This is a genomic window from Achromobacter aloeverae, from assembly GCF_004121055.1.
Lineage (GTDB): Bacteria > Pseudomonadota > Gammaproteobacteria > Burkholderiales > Burkholderiaceae_B > Bordetella_C > Bordetella_C aloeverae.
This window is the reverse complement of sequence record NZ_PYAL01000001.1, coordinates 899155-922897: the sequence shown is the minus strand read 5'-3', so window position 1 is coordinate 922897 and position 23743 is coordinate 899155. Positions and strand designations below refer to the sequence as shown.

At 68.1% G+C, this 23743-nt stretch carries 22 protein-coding genes and 2 pseudogenes; 18 read left to right on the top strand and 6 right to left on the bottom strand.

Features of this window, described 5'->3' with window-relative positions; translation table 11 throughout:
• Positions 1-31: 31 nt before the first annotated feature.
• The 6 genes from C7R54_RS04035 (at position 32) to C7R54_RS04010 (ending at position 5382) form a co-directional block, all read left to right on the top strand.
• Positions 32-811 (top strand): uroporphyrinogen-III synthase, encoded by a 780-nt coding sequence (locus C7R54_RS04035; RefSeq protein ID WP_129148869.1) that lies wholly within the window; start codon positions 32-34, stop codon positions 809-811.
• Positions 812-859: 48 nt separating this feature from the next.
• Entirely contained in the window at positions 860-2068 is a 1209-nt protein-coding gene (locus C7R54_RS04030; protein ID WP_129148868.1) for a uroporphyrinogen-III C-methyltransferase, read from the top strand.
• A gap of 3 nt (positions 2069-2071) precedes the next feature.
• Complete coding sequence (locus tag C7R54_RS04025) at positions 2072-3694, top strand: heme biosynthesis HemY N-terminal domain-containing protein (protein ID WP_129148867.1); 1623 nt, start codon at positions 2072-2074, stop codon at positions 3692-3694.
• Between the two features lie 186 nt (positions 3695-3880).
• Positions 3881-4417, top strand: a complete 537-nt coding sequence (gene ppa / locus C7R54_RS04020) for an inorganic diphosphatase (RefSeq protein ID WP_129148866.1) — start codon at positions 3881-3883, stop codon at positions 4415-4417.
• A gap of 75 nt (positions 4418-4492) precedes the next feature.
• On the top strand, positions 4493-5188 hold the full coding sequence (locus tag C7R54_RS04015) for a fumarylacetoacetate hydrolase family protein (RefSeq protein ID WP_129148865.1): 696 nt from the start codon (positions 4493-4495) through the stop codon (positions 5186-5188).
• 62 nt (positions 5189-5250) lie between these two features.
• Positions 5251-5382, top strand: coding sequence for an entericidin A/B family lipoprotein (locus C7R54_RS04010; protein ID WP_129148864.1), 132 nt, complete (start codon positions 5251-5253; stop codon positions 5380-5382).
• Positions 5383-5451: 69 nt separating this feature from the next.
• Here C7R54_RS04010 and C7R54_RS04005 read toward each other — a convergent pair whose 3' ends face one another.
• Genes C7R54_RS04005 through C7R54_RS03995 form a run of 3 tightly spaced genes read right to left on the bottom strand, consistent with a single transcriptional unit; the run spans position 5452 to position 8002 of the window.
• On the bottom strand, positions 5452-6234 hold the full coding sequence (locus C7R54_RS04005) for a hypothetical protein (RefSeq protein ID WP_129148863.1): 783 nt from the start codon (positions 6232-6234) through the stop codon (positions 5452-5454).
• Positions 6235-6257: 23 nt separating this feature from the next.
• Positions 6258-6551 carry a helix-turn-helix domain-containing protein gene (locus tag C7R54_RS04000; protein WP_129148862.1) on the bottom strand — a complete coding sequence of 98 codons (294 nt, stop codon included), beginning with the start codon at positions 6549-6551 and terminating at the stop codon, positions 6258-6260.
• Positions 6551-8002: an aminotransferase-like domain-containing protein gene (locus tag C7R54_RS03995; RefSeq protein WP_129148861.1), complete on the bottom strand. Its 1452-nt coding sequence runs from the start codon at positions 8000-8002 to the stop codon at positions 6551-6553. The genes C7R54_RS04000 and C7R54_RS03995 overlap by 1 nt, the downstream gene beginning before the upstream one ends.
• A gap of 238 nt (positions 8003-8240) precedes the next feature.
• Between C7R54_RS03995 and C7R54_RS03990 the strand changes: the two genes are divergently transcribed.
• The 11 genes and pseudogenes from C7R54_RS03990 to C7R54_RS29470 all read left to right on the top strand — a co-directional run.
• Positions 8241-10565, top strand: coding sequence for an FdhF/YdeP family oxidoreductase (locus C7R54_RS03990; protein ID WP_129148860.1), 2325 nt, complete (start codon positions 8241-8243; stop codon positions 10563-10565).
• Between the two features lie 343 nt (positions 10566-10908).
• The gene (locus tag C7R54_RS03985; RefSeq protein ID WP_192903581.1) at positions 10909-11145 is read left to right on the top strand and encodes a hypothetical protein; all 237 of its coding nucleotides are present in this window, start codon (positions 10909-10911) and stop codon (positions 11143-11145) included.
• Positions 11142-12563 (top strand): hypothetical protein, encoded by a 1422-nt coding sequence (locus tag C7R54_RS03980; RefSeq protein WP_240039363.1) that lies wholly within the window; start codon positions 11142-11144, stop codon positions 12561-12563. The genes C7R54_RS03985 and C7R54_RS03980 overlap by 4 nt, the downstream gene beginning before the upstream one ends.
• Positions 12553-13224: a hypothetical protein gene (locus C7R54_RS03975; protein WP_129148859.1), complete on the top strand. Its 672-nt coding sequence runs from the start codon at positions 12553-12555 to the stop codon at positions 13222-13224. Before C7R54_RS03980 ends, C7R54_RS03975 begins: the two co-directional genes overlap by 11 nt.
• 14 nt (positions 13225-13238) lie before the next feature.
• On the top strand, positions 13239-13964 hold the full coding sequence (locus C7R54_RS03970; protein ID WP_129148858.1) for a hypothetical protein: 726 nt from the start codon (positions 13239-13241) through the stop codon (positions 13962-13964).
• A 6-nt stretch (positions 13965-13970) separates the two neighbouring features.
• Entirely contained in the window at positions 13971-14900 is a 930-nt protein-coding gene (gene cpaB, locus C7R54_RS03965) for a Flp pilus assembly protein CpaB (protein WP_129148857.1), read from the top strand.
• Positions 14897-16399 carry a type II and III secretion system protein family protein gene (locus tag C7R54_RS03960; protein ID WP_240039362.1) on the top strand — a complete coding sequence of 501 codons (1503 nt, stop codon included), beginning with the start codon at positions 14897-14899 and terminating at the stop codon, positions 16397-16399. The genes cpaB and C7R54_RS03960 overlap by 4 nt, the downstream gene beginning before the upstream one ends.
• Before the next feature lie 7 nt (positions 16400-16406).
• Positions 16407-18157, top strand: a pseudogene (locus C7R54_RS03955) (ATPase, T2SS/T4P/T4SS family).
• On the top strand, positions 18154-19002 hold the full coding sequence (locus C7R54_RS03950) for a type II secretion system F family protein (RefSeq protein WP_240039361.1): 849 nt from the start codon (positions 18154-18156) through the stop codon (positions 19000-19002). The pseudogene C7R54_RS03955 and the gene C7R54_RS03950 overlap by 4 nt, the downstream one beginning before the upstream one ends.
• A gap of 52 nt (positions 19003-19054) precedes the next feature.
• Complete coding sequence (locus C7R54_RS29030) at positions 19055-19957, top strand: type II secretion system F family protein (RefSeq protein WP_129148855.1); 903 nt, start codon at positions 19055-19057, stop codon at positions 19955-19957.
• Between the two features lie 38 nt (positions 19958-19995).
• Positions 19996-20202, top strand: a pseudogene (locus C7R54_RS29470) (DUF192 domain-containing protein); the annotation flags it as partial.
• A gap of 9 nt (positions 20203-20211) precedes the next feature.
• Here C7R54_RS29470 and C7R54_RS29135 read toward each other — a convergent pair.
• A complete protein-coding gene (locus C7R54_RS29135; protein WP_240039360.1) occupies positions 20212-21015 on the bottom strand; it encodes a BPSS1780 family membrane protein in 804 nt (267 codons plus the stop codon).
• Positions 21016-21057: 42 nt separating this feature from the next.
• Positions 21058-22044, bottom strand: coding sequence for a homoserine kinase (locus C7R54_RS03935; protein ID WP_129148854.1), 987 nt, complete (start codon positions 22042-22044; stop codon positions 21058-21060).
• Positions 22045-22169: 125 nt separating this feature from the next.
• Between C7R54_RS03935 and dusA the strand changes: the two genes are divergently transcribed.
• On the top strand, positions 22170-23246 hold the full coding sequence (gene dusA, locus C7R54_RS03930) for a tRNA dihydrouridine(20/20a) synthase DusA (protein ID WP_129148853.1): 1077 nt from the start codon (positions 22170-22172) through the stop codon (positions 23244-23246).
• Positions 23247-23256: 10 nt separating this feature from the next.
• Here dusA and C7R54_RS03925 read toward each other — a convergent pair whose 3' ends face one another.
• Positions 23257-23724 (bottom strand): CBS domain-containing protein, encoded by a 468-nt coding sequence (locus C7R54_RS03925; RefSeq protein WP_129148852.1) that lies wholly within the window; start codon positions 23722-23724, stop codon positions 23257-23259.
• Positions 23725-23743 lie beyond the last annotated feature (19 nt).

The following is a 23743-nucleotide window of genomic DNA, read 5'->3' as shown; positions in this document are numbered from 1 at the left end:
TGTCCATTGTGTTTATGCTGGCCGGGGAGCCATGTCCGAAATCGCAGTCCTGACGAGGCCCGAGGGCAATAACCACGCGCTGGCGCAACGCCTGTCGGCGGCCGGCTGGCAGGTGCGCGACTGGCCGGCGCTGGTGTTGGCCACGCAGTCTTGCGAACCGGACCAGTTGCCACGGCCGCAGGCCTACGACCTGGCGGTCTTCGTCAGCGGCAATGCCGCTCGGCATTACCTGGCCCAATTGCGGGCCGCCGGCGTGACGGCCTGGCCGTCTTCCTGCGTCGTCGGCACGGTGGGGCCGGGCAGCGCGGCCGCGGTGCGCGCCACAGGCTGGTTCGACGGCGCCACCCTGGTCCATCCGGGCCCGACGGCCCCCAGCCATGATTCCGAAGCCCTGTGGGATGCCTTGCGCCAGCGCGGTCCCCTGCCGCGGCGCGTGCTCATCGTGCGCGGCACCCAGGGGCGGGATTGGCTGGCCGAGCAGTTGCGCGGCGCGGGGGTAGAGGTCCTGCCGCACGCGGCCTATCTGCGGGCGCCTGCGCAATGGGGGGATGCCGAGATGGCGCAGCTGCGCGCCTGGCGCGACCAGGACGCGCGGCCGGCATGGTTGTTGACCAGCGGGGAAGGCATCGCCGCCGTGCGGGCCAATGTGGTCCGCGCGGGGGTGTTGCCATGGTGGCGCGGCTGCCGCTTCCTTGTGACCCATCCCGCCTTGGCAACGCGGATGGTGAGCGAGGAGGGGATTGCGCAGCATGCAATAAGTGTGCATGTTTCCGACAACGATGCACTCTTTGAAGCTTTTGTTGCCGCCTGATAGCCCGGGACACGCGCGTTTCACTTTCCGAGCGAATACAATCGCCCCATGACAGACAATACCCCTGCCAACGAGCCGGTCGTGCCTCCGGCCGCCACCGGCGCCACGCCGCCGTCCGCGGGCAAGCCCGCAGCCGCTCCGCCGCCGCGTCCGGCGCGCAAAAGCGGCGTCTCTCCCGCCATATCCGCCCTGGTCGTCGTCATCGTGCTGGCGATCGTGCTGGCCGCGGCGCTCTTCATGCAGCGCCGGGAGTTCCTGGCGGCGGGGCGCGAGGTTGCCACCCGTTTCGATAATCTGAACGCCGCCCTGGCGCAGACTCGCGCCGATGCACGCCAGGCCCTGGCCCTGGCGCAGGCCCAGGCAGGCAAGGCCGCCGCCCTGGAAAGCGCCCTGCGCGAAACGCAGAGCCAGTACGTCACCCTCGAACAGGCCTGGCAGGCCTTCAACGACAGCGCCAGCGATGACGTCCTGGCCAATGATGTCGAGCGCATGTTGACCATCGCCAGCCAGCAATTACGCCTGGCGGGGAACGTGAGCAACGCCATCGTGGCCCTGGAGACCGCGCAATCGCGCCTGGCGCGCGCCGATAGGCCGCGTTTCGCCAGCTTGCAGCAGGCTATCAACGGCGACCTCGACCGGCTGCGCGCCGTCCCTACCGTCGACGTTCCGGCGCAATCGTCGCGTATCGAACGCCTGGTCGCGCTGGTCGGCAAGGCGCCGCTGCTGGCGCCCGACGCGGCGGCCCCCGGCATCACCGCGCCTGGCGCGGCCGTCGGCGCGGCGCCTGCCGTGGCCCCCGCCGCGCCTGCCTCGGCGGCCGAGACTCTGCCAGCCGATGCTGCCTGGTGGGAACGCTGGCGCGCCGAGATCGCTTCCTGGCCGGCACGTGGCGGCGCGGTACTGGTGCACGAGCTGGGCGACCTGATCCGCGTGCAGCGTGTCGACGAACCGTCGGCGCTGTTGCTGTCGCCGGAACAGGCGCTGCAACTGCGTTCGACGCTGCGCCAGCGGCTGCTGTCCGTCCAGCTGTCCTTGCTGATGCGCCAGCCCGCGATCTGGAAGAGCGAGCTGGAGTCGGTCAACCGGACGCTGGATACGTACTTCGATCGCCGTTCCGCCGACACCCTGGCGGCGTTGAACCTGACACGCGAACTGTTGCAGACGGAGATTTCCGTTCCCGTTCCCGATGTCAGCGACAGCCTGAGCGCCGTGGCCGCCTTGCGCGCCGCCGGCACCAACACGCGCGGACGGGACTGATCCATGCGCGCCTGGTTCTGGACGTTATTGCTGGCGGTTATCGCGGTTGCCGTGGCGGTGGTGCTGCGCGCACACCCGGGCAACGTATTGATCCTGGTCTGGCCCTATCGCATCGAGATGTCGCTGACATTGACGGTGCTGCTGTTGATCGGCCTGTTCCTCGCCATTTATATCGGCCTGCGCCTCCTGGCGTGGCTGCTGGCGATCCCGGAGCGGGTGCGGGCCTGGCGCGGCCGCCGCGCGCAGGCGCGCGACCATGAGTTGCTGGAGCGCGGCTGGATCGGCCTGCTGGAAGGCCGCTACGCCCACGCGGAAAAAGATCTCACCAAGCTGCTGGAGCAGACCCGCGCGCGCAACCGCCGCGTGCTGGCGGCGCTGTCGGCGGCGCGCGCGGCCCAGGGCCTGGGCGAGTTCGTGCGGCGCGACGTGATGCTGGACCGCGCCCGTGAACATGCGGGCACGGACCCCGGCCTGATCGAGGCCGTGGCCACGGTCAGCGCCGATATGCTGCTGGAACAGGGGCGTCCGCAGCAGGCGCTGCAAGTGCTCGAACCCTTGCAGGACGGCGGCGCGCGGCATTTGCATACATCGCGCCTCTTGTTGCGGGCCGAGCGCGCCCTGAATCACCATGACCGGGTATTCACGCTGGCGCGCGGGCTGTTGCGGCGCGGCGCCATGGACAAGCACGAGGCCCTGGCCATGATCGACACGGCCGGCGCGGCACGCCTGCGCGCCGCTACGGGGGCCGGTGACTGGCGCGCCATCTGGAAGGACATGAAGACGGACGAGCGCGTCCTGCCTGAAATCGCCCTGGCCGCATCGGCGGCCTTCGAGGCGGCGGGCGAGGGCGACGAGGCCGCGCGCATTCTTGACGCGGCCATCGCGCGCCAGTTCGATCCGCGCCTGGTGGCTGCCTATGCGCGCTGCGATGCGGCGCAGGTGCCGCGTCGCCTGGAGCGCGCCGAGTCGTGGCTGCAGCAGCGTCCCACCGATCCCGACCTGCTGACCGCGCTGGGCACGCTGTGCCTGGTCGGCCAGTTGTGGGGGCAGGCCGAGCGTTATCTCTTGCGCAGCGTTAGCCGTCGCGCCGATCCGGGTTCGCATGCCCTGCTGGGCAGCCTCTACGATCGCCTGGACCGGCCTACCGATGCGGCGCGGCACTGGCGCCAGGCAACCGCGGTGGCGATGGGCGTGGCCCTGCCCGTGCTGGCGGTGGACGAAGCCTTGCCGGCTGCCGATACGCACGCCGATCCGCGCCACCTGGATGCCGAAAGCGGCTTCCTGTCCGAGGCGTCGGAAGCGCCAGGGCCGGCGCCCGCCACGGTGCACGACCCCGTGCCCGACTTCGCGCCGGCGGCCGATTATGTGCTGGATCCGGATGCGCGTTCGCTGACCGAGCAAGGCCTGGCCGATCCGACCATCATGTCGCCGGAGCCCGTCATCGCTGACGCCGAGCCGCCCGCTGAACTGGATGATTACTTCGACAGCGCGCCCTTGCCGGTGGCCGGGCTGGACGACGTGCCGCCCGAGACGCGTGAGGCGCCCGCGGGCGCCAGCCGATCGGACGACGCGCACGACAAGCCGCATGGCGACAAGACCGGCGGAGGCCGATCCGGCGGCGCCTAGGATGCCGAGGGGATAGGGCTGGGAGAGGTCGACCCAGGTCCTGGTCCGAGCCCCGACCGTAGTCACGGGCTCGATCCCCCTGGTTTCATGAACAAGGGCTGCGCGCAGCGCTCCTGCCGATTTCGCGACATCCATCCATCACACGTTTTTTCTCGAACCGTTTCCAGACTGATAAAGGTTAGAACCATGAGCCTCGATCGCGTTAGCCCCGGCAAGAAGCTGCCGGAAGAGTTCCACGTCATCATCGAAATCCCCATGAACGCCGATCCCGTCAAGTACGAGGTCGACAAGGAGACGGGCGCGATCTTCGTGGACCGCTTCATGCTCACCGCCATGCACTACCCGTGCAACTATGGCTACATCCCGCAGACGCTGTCGGAAGATGGCGACCCGGCCGACGTGCTGGTGATCACCCCGTTCCCGATCCAGATCGGCGCCGTGGTGAAGTGCCGCGCCATCGGCGTGCTGGAAATGGACGACGAATCGGGCGGCGATGCCAAGCTGCTGGCCGTGCCGGTGGAAAAGCTCTACCCGCCGTACCGCAACATCAAGTCCTATGAAGACCTGCCGGTCGAGGACATCAGCCGCATCCAGCACTTCTTCGAGCACTACAAGGACCTGGAAAAGGGCAAGTGGGTGAAGGTCAAGGGCTGGAAGGGCGTGGACGCCGCGCACCAGGAAATCGTCAGCAGCGTCGACCGCTACAACAAGGGCGACAAATAAGCCCCGCTTGCGCATCCCACGGGCTGCAAGGCGCGACAGGCCTTGCGGCTTACTCCTGAATATCGAGGTCATAGCATGGATTATGTCTTGCCCCCCTTGCCGGTCACGGCGGTCCCCGTCGCCGGCAGCGCCGCGCTGTTCCCGGTGCGCCGCGTCTTCTGCGTGGGCCGCAACTACGCCGAGCATGCCAAGGAAATGGGCTTTACCGGCCGCGAGGATCCCTTCTTCTTCTGCAAGCCCGCCGACGCCATCGTCGCCGTGGCCGACGGCGAAACGGGCAAGCTGCCGTATCCGTCCAAGACCTCCAACCTGCACTACGAGATGGAACTGGTGGTCGCCATCGGGAAGGCCGGCAAGGATATTCCCGTGGACCAGGCCAACGACCATGTGTGGGGCTATGCCCTGGGCCTGGACATGACGCGTCGCGATTTGCAGGGCGAGGCCAAGAAGCAGGGCCGGCCATGGGAAGTGGGCAAGGCTTTCGACAAGTCGGCGCCGCTGGGTCCTATCCATCCCCGCAGCGTGACGGGCGTGCTCGACAAGGGCGAAATCTGGCTGGACGTCAATGGCGCGCGCAAGCAGGAAAGCGATCTGTCATCGATGATCTGGAATATCCCGGAAAGCATCGCGTATCTGTCGGGCCTGTTCGAGCTGCAACCCGGCGACCTGATCTTCACCGGCACGCCGGAAGGCGTGGGCGCGGTGGTCAAGGGCGACCAGCTTGTCGGCGGCGTGGCGGGACTGGGCGAACTCCGCGTGGAAATCGTATGATTCAGTCGCCGGGCTGGCGGTGACGCTGGCGCCGGCGACTTATTTCGCTAGGAGATCGCATAATGCGCTCGAAAATCATAATGGCCGTATCGGTGGCTTTTGCGTTGATGCTGACCGGTTGCAATACGGTCGCCGGGGCTGGCAAGGACCTCAGCCGCGCCGGCAATGCCATCAGCAATGCGGCCGAAAAATAAGCGGCAGCATGGCTGGAAGTCCAGGACGCCACCCTCGCGGGTGGCGTTTTTTATTCCCGCCCATTGGACTCATTGGACCTGGAGGGTGTCGTAGCGAGTCGTGGATGTCCACGACGCGGTGGTTTGTTCCACGGGCAGGGCCAAGGCATAGGCGCGCAGATAGACCAGCCTGGTCTTGTCCGACTGCACCCCATTGTCGTCCAGCCAGTTGCATTTCAGGTCGATCGCCTGCCCCGGCACCTGGGGCATGAAACGGGAGGCGGGATAGTTTTCGCCGCTGGTGCAGGTGAGCTTGCGCGGATACGTCTGCACCGGGTCTCCGGCGAATCCGGCGGTCCAGGCGAACGTGAAACTGCCGTGTTCAGGCATCGCGGCGAAGTCCCGGGGCCACTGATCGATGTCGCGCGCGGTCAGCGTGCGCATCATCGTTTCCGCGGTCGATGAGCCGGCCTGGACGATCAAGGGTACGAAGCCGTGGTAGCTCAGGTCCACGCGAAAGCTCGATGGCAGCCCGTTGCTCTTGCGCATGAAGATGCCGCGCAGCATGCCGTCGTCACGGTCGTTGTAGTAGGTGTTTTCGAAGGTCACGTCGAAGGGGCGGCCATTGACGGGTGTCTGGCGTATCTCGCCGGACATCACGATCGTCGTGTAGCCGAAGGCCTCGGAACCGGCGGCCGGCAGCTTTTCGCGCCCGGTCGCTTGCAGGTTCCGGGCCGTCATATGGTGCGCCGAATAGGCCGGCGGATCAGCGACCACGGCCTTGACCGCGGTGGGGCCCGCGCAGCCTGTCAACAGTGTCGTTCCTATCAGGGAAGCCAGGGAAACCAGTCTTGCCGGACTACTCGAAAACATGCGCGTTCCATTCCAGGGTGGGTCTAGCCCAGGAGATCCTCGATCAGGCCGAGCAGTTCCGGGGCGGGCACGACGCTGCCGGCGCCGTCCTCGTCTATCGCCACGGTCACCAGGCCGGCGTCTTCCAGTTGCGCGAGGGTACGGCGCAGCGTGCTCATGGGCAGGGCGGCCCGCTTGCTCAGGCGGGCCAGCGATAGACGCTTGCCGGGCGCTTCCTGGCGGGTGTCCCAGAACGCCTGGAGCACCGCGGCGAGGATGGGATCCACGTGGTCGGCGCCATCCGGGCGGTCTGCGTGGGCTTCAGGTGGAACAACCATCATCGGCTCCTTGCGGCGGCGGTGTCCTGGCGCAGGCAGGTCGTCGCCAGTTTTCCCAGGGTGATCAAGGCTTGTTCGATTTCCGGCGACCAAGTGTAGCTGTAATTGAGCCGGATGAAGTTATGGTAGCCGCTCCCCGTTGAAAACATGTGACCGGGGCCGACCGTGATGCCGCGCGCCAGCGCCAGGCGGTAAAGCCGCATGGCATCCAGGGGCGGCGGCAGCCGCACCCAAAGGACATAGCCCCCGCGCGGATTGGACGTGCGCGTGCCGGCGGGGAAAAAACGGTGGACCGCCGCCATCATCATGCGCGCCTGCTGAGCCAGCATCTTGCGCATGCGCCTCAGATGACGTTCGTAGCCATCGTGCTGCAGGTACGCGGCGATGGCGCGTTGCGGAATGGACGGCGTGGTCAGCGTATTGAGGAACTTCAGTTTCTCCACCTGGTCGCGGTAGCGCCCGGGCATGGCCCAGCCGATGCGGTAGGCGGGCGCAAGGCTCTTGGAGATGGACGCGCAATGCAGCACCAGGCCGCGCCGGTCGTATCGCTTCAGCGACCCCGGATGCGTGGGGCCGTAGTGCAGTTCGTGATAGACGTCGCTTTCGATAATGGGCATGTCGTGGCGCATGGCCAGCGCGACCAGCGCCCGCTTGTTGGCGTCGGGCATCTGGTAGCCCAGGGGGTTCTGGAAGTTGGGCATTACCATGCAGGCCGCCACGCGCTGGTGGTCCAGGATGCTGGCCAGCGCGTCGACGTCGATACCGGTTTCGGGATCGGTGGCCACTTCAAGCGCGCGCATGCCCAGGCGCTCGATCGCGTGCAGCATGGCGTAGTAGGTCGGCGATTCGACCGCGATGGTGTCGCCGGGCCTGGCCACGGCCTGCAGGCACAGGTTGATGGCCTCGGTGGCGCCCAGGGTGACGACGATCTCCGCGGGGTCGACGCGGGCGCCGTTCTCCAGGTAGCGGCGCGCGATCTGGCGTATCAATTCCGGGTTCCCGGGCGGCAATTCATCCGGCACGCCCAGCAGGGTGAATTGGCGGCCGATGGCCTGGGCATGGCGGCTCAGGCGCTGAAGCGGGAACAGCCGCGGGTCGGGGTAGGGCGAACCCAGCGGCACGGCGGCGCCGCTGCCGATGGCGCGCAGCGTCGTGAGGACGAGACGGCTGACGTCCACGGACGCGGATGCCGGCTCTGGCCGGGAGGGCGCAAGGCCGGTATCCGGTATCGGGCTGGGCGCATCGCGATGACGCACGAAATAGCCCGACTGGGGGCGGCCCTCGATCAGCCCCTGGCTTTCAAGCAGGGAGTAGGCGCGGACCACGGTCGTCACGCTCACACCCTGCTGCCGGTGCGTCTGCCGGATCGACGGCAGCTTGTCGCCGGCGCGCAGCACGCCGCTGGCGATCTGGTGCGCGAGGTCGGCGGCGAGCTTCTGGTAGAGCTTCATGGGCGGGGATGGGGGAATGGGGCGGGAATGGGGCGGGAATTGGGGGCGAACTGATCAAGAGCACAGTTTCAGGATTCTAAGCTGGTCCTGGCAACTGTGCTCTTTTTTAGACGGCGCAGGTGTACACCCAGCATGCCGTTGCGCGCGCTTACGCTTGCGTCCGACGACGTCGCACGCGAGGCCGTGGGGCGGCGTCACCAGGAATTCAAACATGGACCCCAGGCATAGACTCCCCGGCATGGATACTCTGAACAAGAAGGCGCGCATCGTTCCCTACCACCATCCGGCCGCCGGCTGGGGAGCGCTGAAGGCGGTCGCCGTCAACCTGATCAAGGAAAAGGTGGCTGGCGGCAACTACCGCACCTTGCTGCGCCAGAACCAGCCGGACGGTTTCGACTGCCCCGGCTGCGCGTGGCCGGATCGACAACATGCGTCGACATTCGAGTTCTGCGAGAACGGCGTCAAGGCGGTGGCGGCGGAGGCTACCACCAAGCGCGTAACGCCCGAATTCTTCGCGCGGCATACGGTCGCCGAACTGATGGCGCAAAGCGACTACGAACTGGAACAGCATGGCCGGTTGACCGATCCCATGGTCTACGATGCCGCGAGCGACCGTTATGTGCCCATCGCCTGGGAAGGGGCTTTCGAGCTGATAGCACGCCATCTCAAGGGCCTGGAGGATCCCGGCCAGGCCGCTTTCTATACGTCTGGCCGCACCGGCAACGAAGCCGCGTTTCTCTATCAATTGATGGTCCGCATGTACGGGACCAACAACTTCCCCGACTGCTCGAACATGTGCCACGAGGCCACCAGCCGCGGTTTGCCGGGCACGGTGGGCATAGGCAAGGGCACGGTCACGCTGGACGATTTCGAACACGCGGATACCTTGCTGATCTTTGGCCAGAATCCGGCCACCAACCATCCCCGCATGATGGGCGAGTTGCGCGAATGCGCCCGCCGGGGCGCGGCCATCGTGTCCATCAATCCCTTGCGCGAGCGAGGATTGGAGCGCTTCGCCGATCCCCAGAGTCCGCTGGAAATGCTGACGATGTCCGGCACGCGCATCGCCACGACCTTCGTGCAGCCGCGCGTGGGCGGCGACTTCGCCCTGATCAAGGGCGTGGCCAAGCGGGTGCTCGAACTGGATGATGCCGCGCGGGCGGCTGGGGCGGAACGGGTGCTGGACATGGATTTCATCCTGGCGCATACCGCGGGCTTCGAGGCGTTCGCGGCGGATCTGCGCGCGCAGGCGTGGGCGCCGCTGGAGCGCGAATCGGGATTGTCGCGCGAGGCGATCGAGAACCTCGCGGCGATCTACGTGGCCGGCAAGCGCGTCATCGCCACCTGGGGGATGGGGCTCACCCAGCACAAGAATTCGGTGGCCGCCATCCAGATGCTGTCCAACCTGATGATGATGCGCGGCAATATCGGGCGCGAAGGCGCCGGCCTGTGTCCGGTGCGCGGGCATTCCAACGTCCAGGGTAATCGCACGGTGGGCATCGAGGACAAGCCGACCCCGGCCTTCCTGGATCGCCTGGGCCGCGTCTTCGATTTCGATCCGCCCCGCGCGCACGGATATGACGTGGTCGAAACCATCGAGGCGATGGAGGACGGGCGCGTCAAGGTGTTGATCGGACTGGGCGGAAATTTCGCCATGGCCACCCCGGATACGCCACGGACGTGGGAGGCCTTGCGCCGGTGCGCGCTGTCGGTCCACATCACCACCAAGCTGAATCGCAGCCATCTGGTGCATGGCAGGGAGGCGCTGATCCTGCCCACGCTGGGGCGCACCGAGATCGATATCCGCGGGGGCGTGGCGCAAGGGGTCACGGTCGAGGATTCGATGAGCATGGTGCATGTGTCCTACGGCATGAACAAGCCCGCTTCGCCCAACCTGATGTCGGAAACGGCCATCGTCGCGCGCATGGCGCACGCCACGCTGGGCAGCGCCAAGGTCGACTGGCTGTACTACGCGGACGACTATGCCAGCATCCGGGATGCCATCGAGGCCGTGTGCGAAGGCTTCGAAAACTACAACCGGCGCATCGCGCAGCCGGGCGGCTTCCACCTGCGCGTGGCGTCGCGCGAGCGCGAGTGGAAGACGACGAGCGGCAAGGCCAATTTCATCGTGGCGCGGATCGAGACGGATACGCCCATAAATTGGGCTCGGCAGCGCCATGGCGACGACGTCATGGTGCTGATGACGACGCGCTCGCATGATCAGTACAACACCACGATCTATGCGCTGGACGATCGCTATCGCGGCGTCTTCGGCCAGCGGCGCGTGCTGTTCATCAATCCGGCCGACCTGGCGCGCATGGGCTTGCGGGCCGGCGAGCGCGTCGACATCTTCACCGTATGGGACGATGAGGTGGAGCGGCGCGCGGATGGCTTCCTGCTCGTGGAATACGACATTCCGCCTGGTTGCCTGGGGGCTTATTACCCCGAGACCAATCCGCTGGTGCCGCTGGACAGCGTGGGGGACGTGTCGAACACGCCGACCTCGAAATCCATTCCGGTGATCTTGCGGCGGTCGCGGGTCGCCGCGACGGGCGCCGCTTGATGCTACCAGCGCTGATGCCGGCGATGCGGCCAGCGATAGCGGCTTGAAACGGCGGTCGCGGGCGTTGCAACGGGGAGGCCGCACGATAAGCGTTCGCTGCCCGGATTCTTTTGGCCACGTCGGTATTTGCGGATAGCGGGCGGCTGCCGACGCGCCCACACTGAAGTCCCTTCCATTTCTTCAGGGGACTCTCATGTGGGGACCTATTCCAATCACCGATTACGTTCGGGGGCATTGCGCTACGCCGTCGCAAGCGCACGCGATCCGGCATTTGCCTGAGGGCACGCCGGCCGCGCGGGCGCGTTCGATCGTACGCCGCCGGTTGGCGCAGCTCGGGCAGGGAATGACGGAGTATGTGGTGGTCGTCGCCTTGGTGGCGGTGGCAGCCATCGCGGTCTATCAGTTGTTTGGGCAGGTGCTGCGCGCGCAGACCGCGGCGATGGCGCGCGAACTGGCCGGCGAAAGCGGCAAGGAGGCCAGCGGCAAGGCACAGAAGGCCGCGGTCAAGGCCAACAGCCAGGCCAAGGAGAAAACGCTCAAGTCCTTTACCGGCAACGCCGCCGCCGGAGGCGGGCAGTGAACAAGCGGGCGCGCGGTCATGCCTTGCCGCTGGCGCTGGGCCTGGTGTCGGCCGGCGTCCTGGCGCTGGTGGTCTTGCACGATCACGGCAATACCGCCGCCGCCCGCGTGCGACTGACCCATGCGGCCGACGCCGCCGCGTACAGCGGCGCGCTGGTTCAGGCGCGGGCGCTGAACCTGCTGGCCTATATCAACCGTACGCAGGCCGCTCACCAGATCGCTCTGGCGCATATCGCCACCTTGGCCAGCTGGGCGCAGTTCGGCCAGAACGAGGCGGCGCGCTTACGTCGGGGCAATCCTCCCGGCATGCTGATCGCGATGTTCTACGGCCCCACCCATGCCATGGCTTATGCCAGCGCGGCCCGCATCGAGAGCGTATCCGGCGCATTGGCTCACTTCGCCGATGCCCATGCGCGTCACGATGCGCTGGTGCACGACGTGTTGTCCAGTGCCGCGCGGGCCGTCCTGCGCGACTTGCCCGAGACGCGGCAACAGGCCATGCGCACGGTGCTGAGCGCCAACTATCCCGAATGGCCGCTGCCCGCATTGGGCCCGCCGAGCCGGCGCGACCGCCTGGCGCTGGCCTTCGTCCAGGACCGCTGGCCTGGATTCGTGCAGCGTTATTCAGGTCGGCGCGGCGGAACCTTCCGCGCCATGGTCTTGCGCGCCACCGATCGCTATGCCTTCCTTGGGCCGCGCCGGGGCCTGGCGCTCAACCCCTGGCCGGTCAGCCTCCGCTGTCCGACGCTGCGTCATCAGTTGCGGCGCCTGGGCGGCACGTCCTTGACCCGCGAGGGCACGTGGGAGTCGGTCGATACGCAGTCGCATCATGCCTTGCGGTCCAACAAGTACATAGGCTGCTACTACCGCGAGTACGCGATGGGCTGGGGCAAGGTGCGCAACCCTGGCCAGACCGACCGGGAAGTCTCCTTGCCACACGCGCCGGCAGATTTTTCCCGGCAGAGCTTCTGGCGCTGGGTTCAGGAGAATGCCGGCTGGGATTTGCTGAACGGCCGCGGCAATCCGCTGGCCTATGCCTATGCCAGCCAACAACGCCAGCGTTGGCACGGACGTGGCATGGCCGCCTATGCGGAAGTGCCCTTGGGCCGGGCTGGCCAGCCCGCGGGTTTCGAAATCGTCGTGCGCCAGCCGGCGGAACTCCTGCCCGCGCTGGCGGGAAGCGGTGCTTCCCACGCCGGAGGGCGCTATGCCTATGCCGGGCTGGCGCCAGGCGAGCATGTGACCGTGACCAGCGCCGCGGAGGCCTATTTCGCGCGGCCGCGGCCGCGCGATGATGGACGCGAGGAAATCGCCACCTTGTTCCGTCCGTATTGGCAGGCCCATCTGGTCGCCGCGCGTGGCGCGCGCAGACAGGGGCACAAGGCAGTCCGCTCGGCGGAGGCCACCGATGAACGGTGATGCGCGGCGGCAAGGCGGTTTCGCCTTGGTGGAAACGGGATTGGTCATGGCGCTGCTGCTGTCCTTGCTGGCGAGCGTGGCGCTGCTGGGGGAATGGCATGGGCACGGATTGCGCGCCGCGCATGCCAGCCGCCTGTTGGCCTTCCTGGCCGCGCGGGGCGAGGAATCCGGTGTGCGTTCCGCAATCCCGGGCGGCGGCGCCGTGGCGCGCGCGTCCACGGGCTTCTCCATGCCTGGTGGCGCCGCCACGGCCGCGCTGAGGCGGGATTGGGGCATGGCGGGGGATGGCCTGCTTATCGTGGAAGCAAGCGCCCGGGCCGCCAGGCACGCATCGGGGACAAGCGCGGCGGCAAGCGCGGGGCTGTTGCGACGGCATACGGCCCTCATCGGCGGGGCGGGGCATGCGGCCGGGGACCGCGAAACGCAGGCCCGGATCGCGGACAACCGGGTCGCGTGGCGTCGCGTCGCGGATCGTACCCGCCGGGCCGGACGCCGGGTCGCTCTTGCATTGGGCCGCATCGATGCGGGATGGGGGCGGGCGGCGCCCGATTTCGATTGGTTGTCGCGCTGGGCGGATCTGCTGCCGGCGGAACGTCTTGGCGTACGGCGCAAGGCGCCTGCCGGGCTCGGTGTGTTGCGCGCAAGCGGACGAGCGCGATGAAAAGGGGATGGCTCATGTTCCTGCGGGCAGCGCTTATCTGCGACGTGGCCCTGTCCGGCGACGCGTCGGTGGCGCAAGTCGCGCAGGCGCACGCGGTGGCGCCTGCGGTGGCGCCCGCGGTGGCGCCCCCATCGCGGTCATTGGCGGCCGCGTCGGCGGTTGCGCCGCCGACATTGCCGCCCGGGGGGCGCTATCTGTCGATGGGGGCGCAGCTCCAGGTGCAGGGGCAGGCGATGACGGGATGGATATTCGAGGCGCCAGGCGACATCCAGGAGATCGCTCAATGGCTTTCGACCCAGGTGCCGGCGCTGCGCGATTTGTTGGTGGCACCCGGGCTCGTGGTGTTGTCGGGCATGGACGCCGCGTTCCATTGGTCGGCGCGGCTGACGGACAGCGGGCATGGTTGGACCCAGGGCACCTTGTCCCGGTTGCCCCTGGAGCAGCCCGCCGGCGACGTCTCCACGACGCCATGGCGGCCGGAAGGCGCGCGGCTGCATTTCGACGTCCGGTGGCGGGAAGTGCGACATGTCGGCGTGCAGCAGGTATGGACGCATGGCGCCTTGCCCGCCGATTTGCGGCCGCGCCTGCGCGCGGCACTGCTGCGCGATGGCTGGCAAGCCAGCGAGCCGGTAGCGGCGTGGCCGGTCAGCTGGGCCAAGGGGAAGGCCCAGCTGTTCATCGTCGTGGTCGAGCACCAGGCCGGCAGCGGCATCGTCACCGTGCTGGATAGCCAGGAGTAGGCAGCCATGGCGCATTTTGTCTTCCGTCAACGCTGGCTCATGGCGGTCATCGCCCTTGCCGCCGGCCTGCTGTCGGCATGGGCCGCGCGCCATCATATCCAGGGCCGTATCGCACAGATCGAAGCCGACCTGCGCCTGCCCACCGTGCCGCGCCTGGTCGCCGCCCACGACCTGGAAGCGGGCACGCCCATCGACGCGGATCATCTTGCCGTGCGGGATGTTCCGCGGACGTGGGCGGCCAGCGGCAGCGTACCGCCGGAAGGCATAGCCGACGTCAGCGGCAGCGTGTTGACGCATGGCTTGCGCGCCGGCGAGCCCTTGCTCGCGGTGCACCTGACCAGCGCCGGCCCGCAGGCGCTCTCGCGACGCGTGGCCACCGGCCGGCGCGCCATCACGATACCGGTGGATGACATAAATTCCCTATCCGGCATGCTGCAGGCCGGGGACCTGCTGGACCTGTACGTATCGTTCGAGCATCAGCGCCGGCGCATCACCGCGCCTTTGCTGCAAGGCGTGCGGGTGCTGGCGACGGGACGACAGGCCGGTCCGGACGGGGATGCGGGTCCCGCGGGCGCCCAGGAGGGGGATGGGGCATCGTATTCGACCATTACCCTGGATGCGGGGCCGGAGGACGCCGTAAAGCTCGTGGCCGCGCGCCTGGACGGCACCATCACCGCCATCTTGCGCCACCACCGGGATGACCAGACCGCCACCGTGGCCGCTCGGGGAGACCTGGCCGGGTTGTTGGGCCTGCCGCCGGAACGGTCCACGCCCGTGGTGTCCATCCTCTACGGGGACCAGGTGGGAAGCGAAGAGCCTGGCGGGGAGGACGATGCGCGGGGGGCGCCAGGAGGGCTGTTCGACACGCCCCTGCCCAAGGGGCTGGTCAGCCGGGCGCGGCGCGGCCAGCGCACCCAGGCAGGAGACCGGCCATGAACCCCAGCGGACGTCTTGGCGGTGCCATCATGGCGGGCGCCGGCCGCATCCTGTGCGCAACCCTGGCGGCCTGTCCGGTGGTTCATGCCGACGGCGCCGGCGTGGCTCATGTCGAGGGACCGGTCGAGGCGCCGCGGATCCTCGACATGCTGGCCGGCGAAACCCGCGTGCTCTCGCACCGGGGCGTCACGCGGGTGGCGGTGGGCGATGGCAAGGTCTTGCAGGCACTGGCCGCGGACGGGCGCGAGGTCATCGTGTTCGCGCGCGCGGCGGGCGAGTCTTCGCTGCACGTATGGGCCGCCGGCCGGCGCAGCGCCTACCACTTGCGCGTCCTGCCGGCGGGCACGCGCAGCGCCCGGGCGGAAATCGACACCTTGCTCGCGCGCATTCCGGGCGCGCGCGGCATCGCGGTTGGCGAGCATGTCGTGATCGAAGGCAACGACCTGAGCGATGCGGACCAGGAACGGGTCGCGGCGCTGGCGCAGCGCTATCCCCAGGTCCTGGACTTCACCGGCAAGGTCGGATGGGACCGCATGGTCCAACTGGATGTGCAGGTGGTCGAGTTGCCGCGCACGCGGCTGTCGGAACTGGGCCTGCGTTGGGATGGCGCCACCGAAGGCGGCTTGCACGTGGGCGCCGGCCTGGACGCCGTTTCCAGCGGCCGCCTGCAAGGCCGGCCCGGTGCCGCCCCCTTGGCCGTGCCCTTGCGTTCGGCGCCCCTGACCGGCTACGTGGGCTTGAATGCCGTGCTGGGGGCACGCCTGAACCTGCTGGCGCAATCCGGCGACGCGGTGATCCTGGCGCAGCCCCAATTGCTGGCGCGCAGCGGCGCCACCGCCGAATTCCTGGCGGGGGGAGAGGTGCCCTACGCGACCACGGACCGCAATGGTCAGGCGAAGACCATGTTCAAGCCTTATGGCGTTTCCTTGCGCATCACGCCTTCCATTGCCGCGAGCGGCGCGGTCCGATCCCGCATCGAGGTCGAGGCCAGTTCGGTGGATGCGACCTTGCCGTCGGCCGCCGGTCCCGCGCTGAAGACGCGGCGGGCCGTGACGGAGTTCAACGTGCGCTCCGGCCACACGCTGGTCATAGGCGGCTTCCTGTCCAGGAACAAGATACGCGCCACGGCGGGCTTGCCCATGCTGAGCGAACTGCCGTGGATCGGAGGGTTGTTCGGCAGCCGCCGCGATGAGCTCCAGGAGACGGAGTTGGCCATTTTCGTGACGCCGACGGTGGTGTCGGGGCTGGATCCGGGCATGCGCGAGACCATCAGGCGCGGGCAGGCCGTATTGCGGGAGTCATTCGACACCGCGCCGCGCCTGCTGGCGCCTTATGCCGGCGTGGCGCCGTCGCGGCAGTGGGACCCGTTTCGCGGCGACGGCTCCCAGTGGGATACCAGGCGGGCCCAGGCCGGGACGGGGGCGGGGGCCGAGGGTGAGGCGTCGCACGCCCAGGTTCGCGACCCTTACGCCGCGTCTTATCCGATCGATCTACCTTGAGGCAGCCATGTTGGAACTGGATTTGCATTTCGACGACGGCACGAACCGGCTGGTGCGGGCCGATCCCCCGTGCTGGTGGGCCGGGCGTCGCATTGCGACGTACGGATACGTCATTGGAGGGTGGGGCGGGAGCACGCCCGCCTGTCGGTGGTGGCCATGGGCGTCGTGATCGACGACCTGGGGTCTCTCGCAGGCACGCTGGTCAACGGCCAGCGCATCGCCCAGCACGGTCGATTGGGGCCCGCCGACGAGGTCCTGGTCGGGCCTTGCCTGATACGCGTGCGCCTGCTCGGGCATCCCGCCACGGCCGGGGAAGTACCGCCGCCCGGCACGGCCGCCGCGACCGGCCAGGCCGCCGCCACGGGGTGCGCGCAGGATGACGACGGCAAGGTCGATGGTCACGACGATGCCCGGGGCCTCGCGCGTGACCATGCCCAGGACGGCGGGCAGGAAGACAGGCGGAACGATGCGCCGGACGACATGCTGCCGCATCGCCAGCGCCTGCATGCGGCCTTGCTGGATGCCCTCGACCTGCGCCGGCGCGATGTCGCAAGGATGAGCGATGCGATGTTGCGCAGCGAAGCCCAGCGCCTGCTGGAGGACCTCGTACGCGAGGATGCGTGCCTGCCACCGCGCGCGGACCGTCGAGCCTTGCTGCGCCAGGTTCTGGACGAGGCCGTGGGCCTGGGGCCGCTGTCCCCGCTGCTGGAGGATCCCGCCATCAGTGAAATCATGGTCAATCGCCACGATGAGATCTATATCGAAAGCCAGGGCCGTTTGTCGCGCCATGGGGCTGTCTTCAGCAGCGAACAGGCGGTGTTGGGCGTCATCGAAAGAATCGTCGCGCCCATCGGCCGGCGTATCGATGAAAGCGCACCCATGGTGGATGCGCGGCTGCCTGATGGCTCGCGGGTGAACGCGGTGGTGGCGCCTATCGCCTTGAAGGGCGCATGCCTGACCATACGCAAATTCCCCCGTCATGCGCTGACGATGGAGGACCTGCAACGCATAGGCTCGCTCGACATGGCGATGATGCAGTTCCTGACGATGTGCGTGCGCGAGAAGGTGAACCTGGTGGTGGCCGGAGGTACCGGCTCGGGCAAGACCACCTTGCTGAACATCCTGTCGAACGCCATTCCCGATGACGAGCGCATCGTCACGATCGAGGATGCGGCCGAACTGCGCCTGCATCATGCCCACCTGGTCAGCCTGGAGGCGCGACCCGCCAACCAGGAAGGACGGGGCCGCGTCGACATCCGCGACCTGGTGCGCAACGCGCTGCGCATGCGTCCCGACCGCATCGTCGTCGGTGAGTGCCGCGGCGCCGAAGCCTTCGACATGCTGGCGGCGATGAACACCGGGCATGAAGGCTCGATGACGACCTTGCATGCCAACAGCCCGCGTGACGCCCTGGGCCGCCTGGAAACCATGATATTGATGGCGGGCATGGACCTGCCGCTGGCCGCGGTGCGCGAGCACATCGCGTCCAGCATCCATATCATCGTGCAGCAGGCGCGCCTGGCCGATGGCCGCCGCGTGATTACCTCCATCACGGAAATCACCGGCATGGAAAGCGGCTGTATCCAGACCCAGGAGATATTTCGTTTCGATCGCAGCGGACCAGGTTATTTCCAGGGCTGCGCGCTGGCGCCGCGCTTCGTGGAGCGCTGGCGCGAGGAAGGGCGCGGGCCGCAGGCCTGCCTGTTCGATCGCCGCAGCGCGCGGCCGGCGCCGGGCGCGATCGGGAGGCTGGCATGATGTTGTGGGCCATTGCCGCCGGCGCGGCCCTGTGCGTGGCGCTGGCGTGCTGCCTCAGCTATGGCTGGTTTGCCGCGGCGCTGGCGCGGTATCGGCGGGTCTACACCGATGAGGCGGGAATGCGGCTCAGCGAGGTCTTCCTCTTCGTTGACGCCCGCCAGCTCTGGACCGCCAATGTGCTGCTGTGCGTGACGTGCGCCGGCCTGCTCTATGCCGTCGCCGGCAGCCTGGTGCTGGCCGCGGCGGGCGGTGTCGCGCCCATACGGGCGACGCACCTGCTCATCGCCCACCTGCGGCGCCGGCGCCATGCGCGTTTCGATGCGCAGTTGCCGGATACGCTGCTTGCGTTGGCCGCCGGCCTGCGGGCCGGCGCCAGCGTGCCCGGCGCGCTGCGGCATGTCGTCGATCATTCGGCGCCGCCGCTCGCGCAGGAGTTCGGGCTCATGTTGCGCGAGCAGCGGCTGGGGTTGTCCTTCGACGCGGCGCTGGGCAACCTCCAGGCGCGCCTGCCCTCGGAGGCAACGGGATTGCTCGCGTCCGCGCTGCGCATCGCGGCGCACAGTGGCGGCAACCTCGCCGAAACCCTGGACCGTATCGCCGCCTTGCTGCGCAGCCGGCAACAGTTGCGCGATCGCGTCCTGACACTGACGGCGCAAGGGCGCCTGCAAGCGTGGGTGGTCGGGCTGCTGGCGCCCGGCATGGTGGCGATCCTCGCCTACCTGGACCCTGTATCGATGCAGCCGCTGTGGCGCACGACGCCAGGCCTGTCGGTCCTGGCGCTCCTGGTGGCGCTGGAGGTCGTCGGTGTCTGGTGGATACGGCGCATCGTGGACATCGACATCTGAACAGACGGAGAGGCGGGATGGAACGCGACGGCAGGACGGAAAGGAGGGCGCGGTGATCGCGCTCGCTGCGCTCGCGGCGGCGGTCTGCGCCGGCTGCCTGGCGTGGCTGCTGCGCGACTGGCTGCGGCCTTTGTTGTGGCCGCTGTGGTCGCCCCTGGGGCAGGGGCGCGAGGGCAGGCCGGGCCTGCCGCCGCTGTGGCGCGCGGCCTGGCCCTGGCTGGATGGCATCGTGCGCAGTGGCTGGCTTTACCTGTCCTGGCGCCGCCGGGGGCGGCTGCGCCGGCTGCTCGGACGCACGGGCCTGGAACGGCTGCTGACGCCTGCGCACGTGACGGCGGTCGCTTATCTTTGCGCGGCCTTCGTGGCCGTTGTCGCGTTGCTGCTGGCCGCCTGCTGGCTGGCACCGGCCAGCCGCGCCCAACTGGCCGGCGCCAGCCTGGGGGGCGCTGTCCTGGGCGCTCTGCTGCCGACGCATACCCTGCGTGCCCGGGCGCGCACGCGCGCCAGGCGCATGGATAAGGAGTTGCCCTTTCTGCTGGACATGGCGACGCTATGCGTCGAGGCCGGCCTGAATTTGCAGGGGGCGTTGCAGCGGGCGGTCGAGCATGGGCCGCCCGGTCCCCTGCGCGACGAACTGCAATGGGCGCTGGGAGACATGCGGGCCGGCATGGCGCGGCTGGATGCCTTGCGCGCCTGGGCCGTCCGTACGGACCTGTACGGCGTGCGCGTGCTCGTCACCGCACTGGCGCAGGCCGACAGCCTGGGCATGAGCCTGGGGCCCATCCTGCGCGCACAGGCGGAACAGCGCCGCGCCGAACGCATTCAGCATGCCGAGCGCCTGGCCATGCGGGCGCCGGTGAAGATGTTGCTGCCGCTGCTGGTGTGTATCTTTCCCTGCACCTTCGTGGTGTTGGGCTTTCCTATCGTCGTGCAATTGCGCGGCGCGCTGCAGTGAATCCGCCGTAATGAGCCCGCGGCAATGAGCCCGCTGCAATGACCCGCTTACGCGTGCACCCCCTGCGGCGCTGGTGCGCTCGCCGGCGCGGCCTGGCCGGGCGGCGGCCGCCGCGAGGCGCGCTGGGCGTATGGCTGCAACCGTGCAGGGCGGTGCATACGCTGGGCATGCGGTATCCGCTGGACCTGTTTTTCCTGGACGGCGACAACCGGGTCGTCAAGGTGGTGGCGGGTCTGCCACCGCGCCGGCTGGCCCTATGCCTGCGTGCCGTGTCCGTTGTCGAACTGAAGGCTGGCGTTGTTGATATCGAAAACGGAGGTATAGGCCGGATAGAAGCTGCTGTAGAGCACGCCGCCCGCCGCGATATTGACGGGAATCTGCAGGATGCCGACCAGGTGCTTGGGCAGGCCCAGGCCGACCAGCAGGTCGCCGCAATAGCTGATGGCGAGAAAGGCGGCGACCCAGGTGAGCCCGTAGACGAGGAAGGCCCACTTGTTGCGCCAGCAGGCGATGCCGGAGAAGAACAGGGACTGACCCAGGCGCACCCCATGCCAGGCGACCAGCACCGGTGCGTGCCAGAACAGGGCGGCGATGATGATGTACAGGATCGCGAAGACCAGTAGCGGCCCGCGCACGGCCATCAGGAAGGGCGTCACGTCCTGCGTGACCGAAGCCGCCCGTACGCCTTCGGTCAGGGCGTCGGCGAAGGGCATGAACGCCACGAAGCCCGCCAGCAGGCAAAGGCCGGCATAGCACAGGCCCATGATCATGAGCTTCTTGAACACGCCCGGCTTTTGCAGCGGTTTGAGCCACATCGACGGCAGCATGGTGCGGTCGGCCTCGATGTGCTTGCAGGCGGACAGGGTCATCAAGGTCACCACCGGCATCAGGGCGACGAAGAACAGGGGGCCGATGGGCGGGGTGTACGTCGCGAACAGGACCATCAGGCTGATGGCCAGCGCCCACGCGAACAGGGGGAGTGGCTGGCGGATGAACAGGCGAAAGCCGTCGCGGGCCCATTGCCAGCCGGCGGTCGCGGGAAGGGCTGCTGCTTGCATGTGTCGGACTTACGCTGCCTGAGTGATGGATATGTAGCCTAATTATGGGGCCAGGTTGACGACCGGCAAGGCCTCCGGGACCACGCGGTGGCGCGACTGCAACACTCTTTCGAAGTGGCGGGGGTCGTGCGGCTTGAGCGTCTGGGCCGGGCGCGGCAGGTAGAAGTCATAGAGGCGCGAGATCCAGAAGCGCACGGCCGCCGCGCGCAGCATCACCGGCCAGAACTGGCGCTCCTCCGCGCTGAAGGGGCGAACCTCCGCGTAGGCTTGCAGCCAGGCGCGCGCCAGTTCCGGCACGATCTCGCCGCTCGCGCGGTCTATGCACCAGTCGTTGACGCTGACGGCCACGTCGAACAGCCAGTTGTCGCACCCGGCGAAATAGAAATCGATGAAGCCGCCCATGCGGGGCGCCTCGAAGGTGCCGGTGAATAGCACGTTGTCGCGGAATAGGTCGCAATGCGATGGGCCGGCGGGCAGGGCCTGCCACGCCGGCGTGGTGGACAGGCGCTGCAGTTCGTCCAGGGTGCGGGACAACAGGGCATCCTGTTCCGCGTCCAGGAACGGACGCACGGTGGGCGCCGTTTCCAGTTGCCAAGCCAGGCCGCGCAAATTGGGCTGGTGCATCGAGAAATCGCGCGCCGCCAGGTGCGCCCGCGCCAGCGTGGCGCCCGTCAGGCGGCAGTGCTCCGCCCCCGGGGCCGGCTCGTAACCGCCATCCAGCCGGCTGACGATGGCGCAGGGCTTGTCGTGCAGGCGGGTCAGGCGGCTGCCGTCGCGCCGCGTTTGCGGCTGCGGGACCGGTACGCCGCGGTCGGCCAGCAAGTGCATCAGTTCTATGTAGAACGGCAGTTGCTCATAGGTCAGCACCTCGAAAACCGTCAACACGTACTCGCCGCCAGTGGTGGTGAGGAAGTAATTCGTGTTCTCGATGCCTGCCGTAATGCCGCGCAGCGATACCAATTCGCCAAGGTGGTAGCCCTGCAGAAGGTCGCGGGCATCGTCGTCGGTTACGGTCGTGAATACAGCCATCGGAGCGTGTCGGAGTGAGGTAATGCCCCGGCGGACGGGGCTGGCGGCGCAATTTTAGACTACCGCCGGCCGGCTCCAGGGCCCAGGACGTAAAATACGCCCATATTTTTCCTGGACGATTTCCTGTGTCTGCTCCCGACTGGCGGCTGTGCGTCGCTCCGATGATCGATGTCACGGATAGGCATTGCCGCTATTTCCACCGCCTGCTGGCGCCCCACGCGCGCCTCTACACCGAGATGATCACCACCGGTGCCTTGCTGCACGGGGACGTTGCGCGCCATCTGGATTTCGACGCGGCGGAACACCCCGTGGCCCTGCAACTGGGCGGCAGCGAGCCGGACGCGCTGGCCCCGGCCGCGCGCCTGGGGCAGCAATGGGGCTATGACGAGATCAACCTTAATTGCGGCTGCCCGTCCGAGCGTGTGCAGCGCGGCGCGTTCGGCGCCTGTCTCATGGCCGAGCCCGACCTGGTCGCCGATTGCGTCAAGGCCATGCAGGATGTCGTCGACGTGCCCGTGACGGTCAAGCACCGGCTGGGCCTGGATTACGACGAGTCCTATGGTTTCGTGCGCGACTTCGTCGGCAAGCTGTATGACGTGGGCTGCCGGGTTTTCATCGTCCACGCCCGCAATGCCGTGCTCAAGGGCCTCTCGCCCAAGGACAACCGCCAGATTCCCCCCTTGCGCTACGACGCCGCCCTGCGCCTGAAGCAGGACTTTCCCGATTGCAAGGTGGTGCTCAACGGAGGCCTGGACCGGGCCGACGCGTCCTTGCAGGCGCTGGCGCGCTTCGACGGCGTGATGCTGGGCCGGGCGGCCTGGCACACCCCGCGCGTGCTGTCGGAAATTTCGCGCCAGCTGTGGCCCTCGGTGCGCCTGCCCGGCGATGCCCAGGTGGTGGATGCGATGACGCGCTATGCCGCCGGCCAGGTCGCCCGCGGCGTGCCGCTGCGCATTCTCGTGCGGCCCTTGCTGGGCCTGGTCAATGGCCAGGCGGGCGCGCGCCGCTGGCGCCGCATCCTGTCCGATGCTGCGCGCCTGCGCAACGAGGATCCCGGCTTGATCTACGAAGCCTGGCGCAGCCTGCACGATCCGCGCCAGCGCGGCGGCAGGGTGGACCTGGCGGAGGATGATGGGCTGGCGGAAGACCTGGACGCCAACCCGGACCGCGACGGCGGCGACCTGTCGGCCGTCGCCGCGTGATCCACCGGCGTCAGGCTTTCGGCGCCGCCGTGTTTTCCTCGTCCATGGGCCAGTCGCGGATATAGGCCTTCAGCATATTGTTTTCGAACTGCTGGGCCGCCACGATGGCCTGTGCCATGTCATAGAAGGAAATTACGCCCATCAGCATGGGGCCGTCCATGACGGGGATGTACCGCGCATGCCGCTCCAGCATCAGGCGCTGGACTTCGTCGGCGCTGGTGTTGGGCGTGACGCTGACCGGCGCGTCGTCCATGATGCTTCGTATGGTGGCATTGCCGACGTTGCCGCCGTTGGCATGGACGTGGCGGATGATTTCACGGAACGTCAACATGCCGGACAGCATGCCGGATTCCATGATGACCACCGAGCCGATGTCCTGCTCGGCCATGATTTCGACCGCGCGCGCCACCGGCGTGTCGGGGGTGGCGGTGAAGAGCGTATCGCCCTTGACCCGCAAGATTTCACTGACTTTCAACATGATGTTCCTCCTAGGGCGA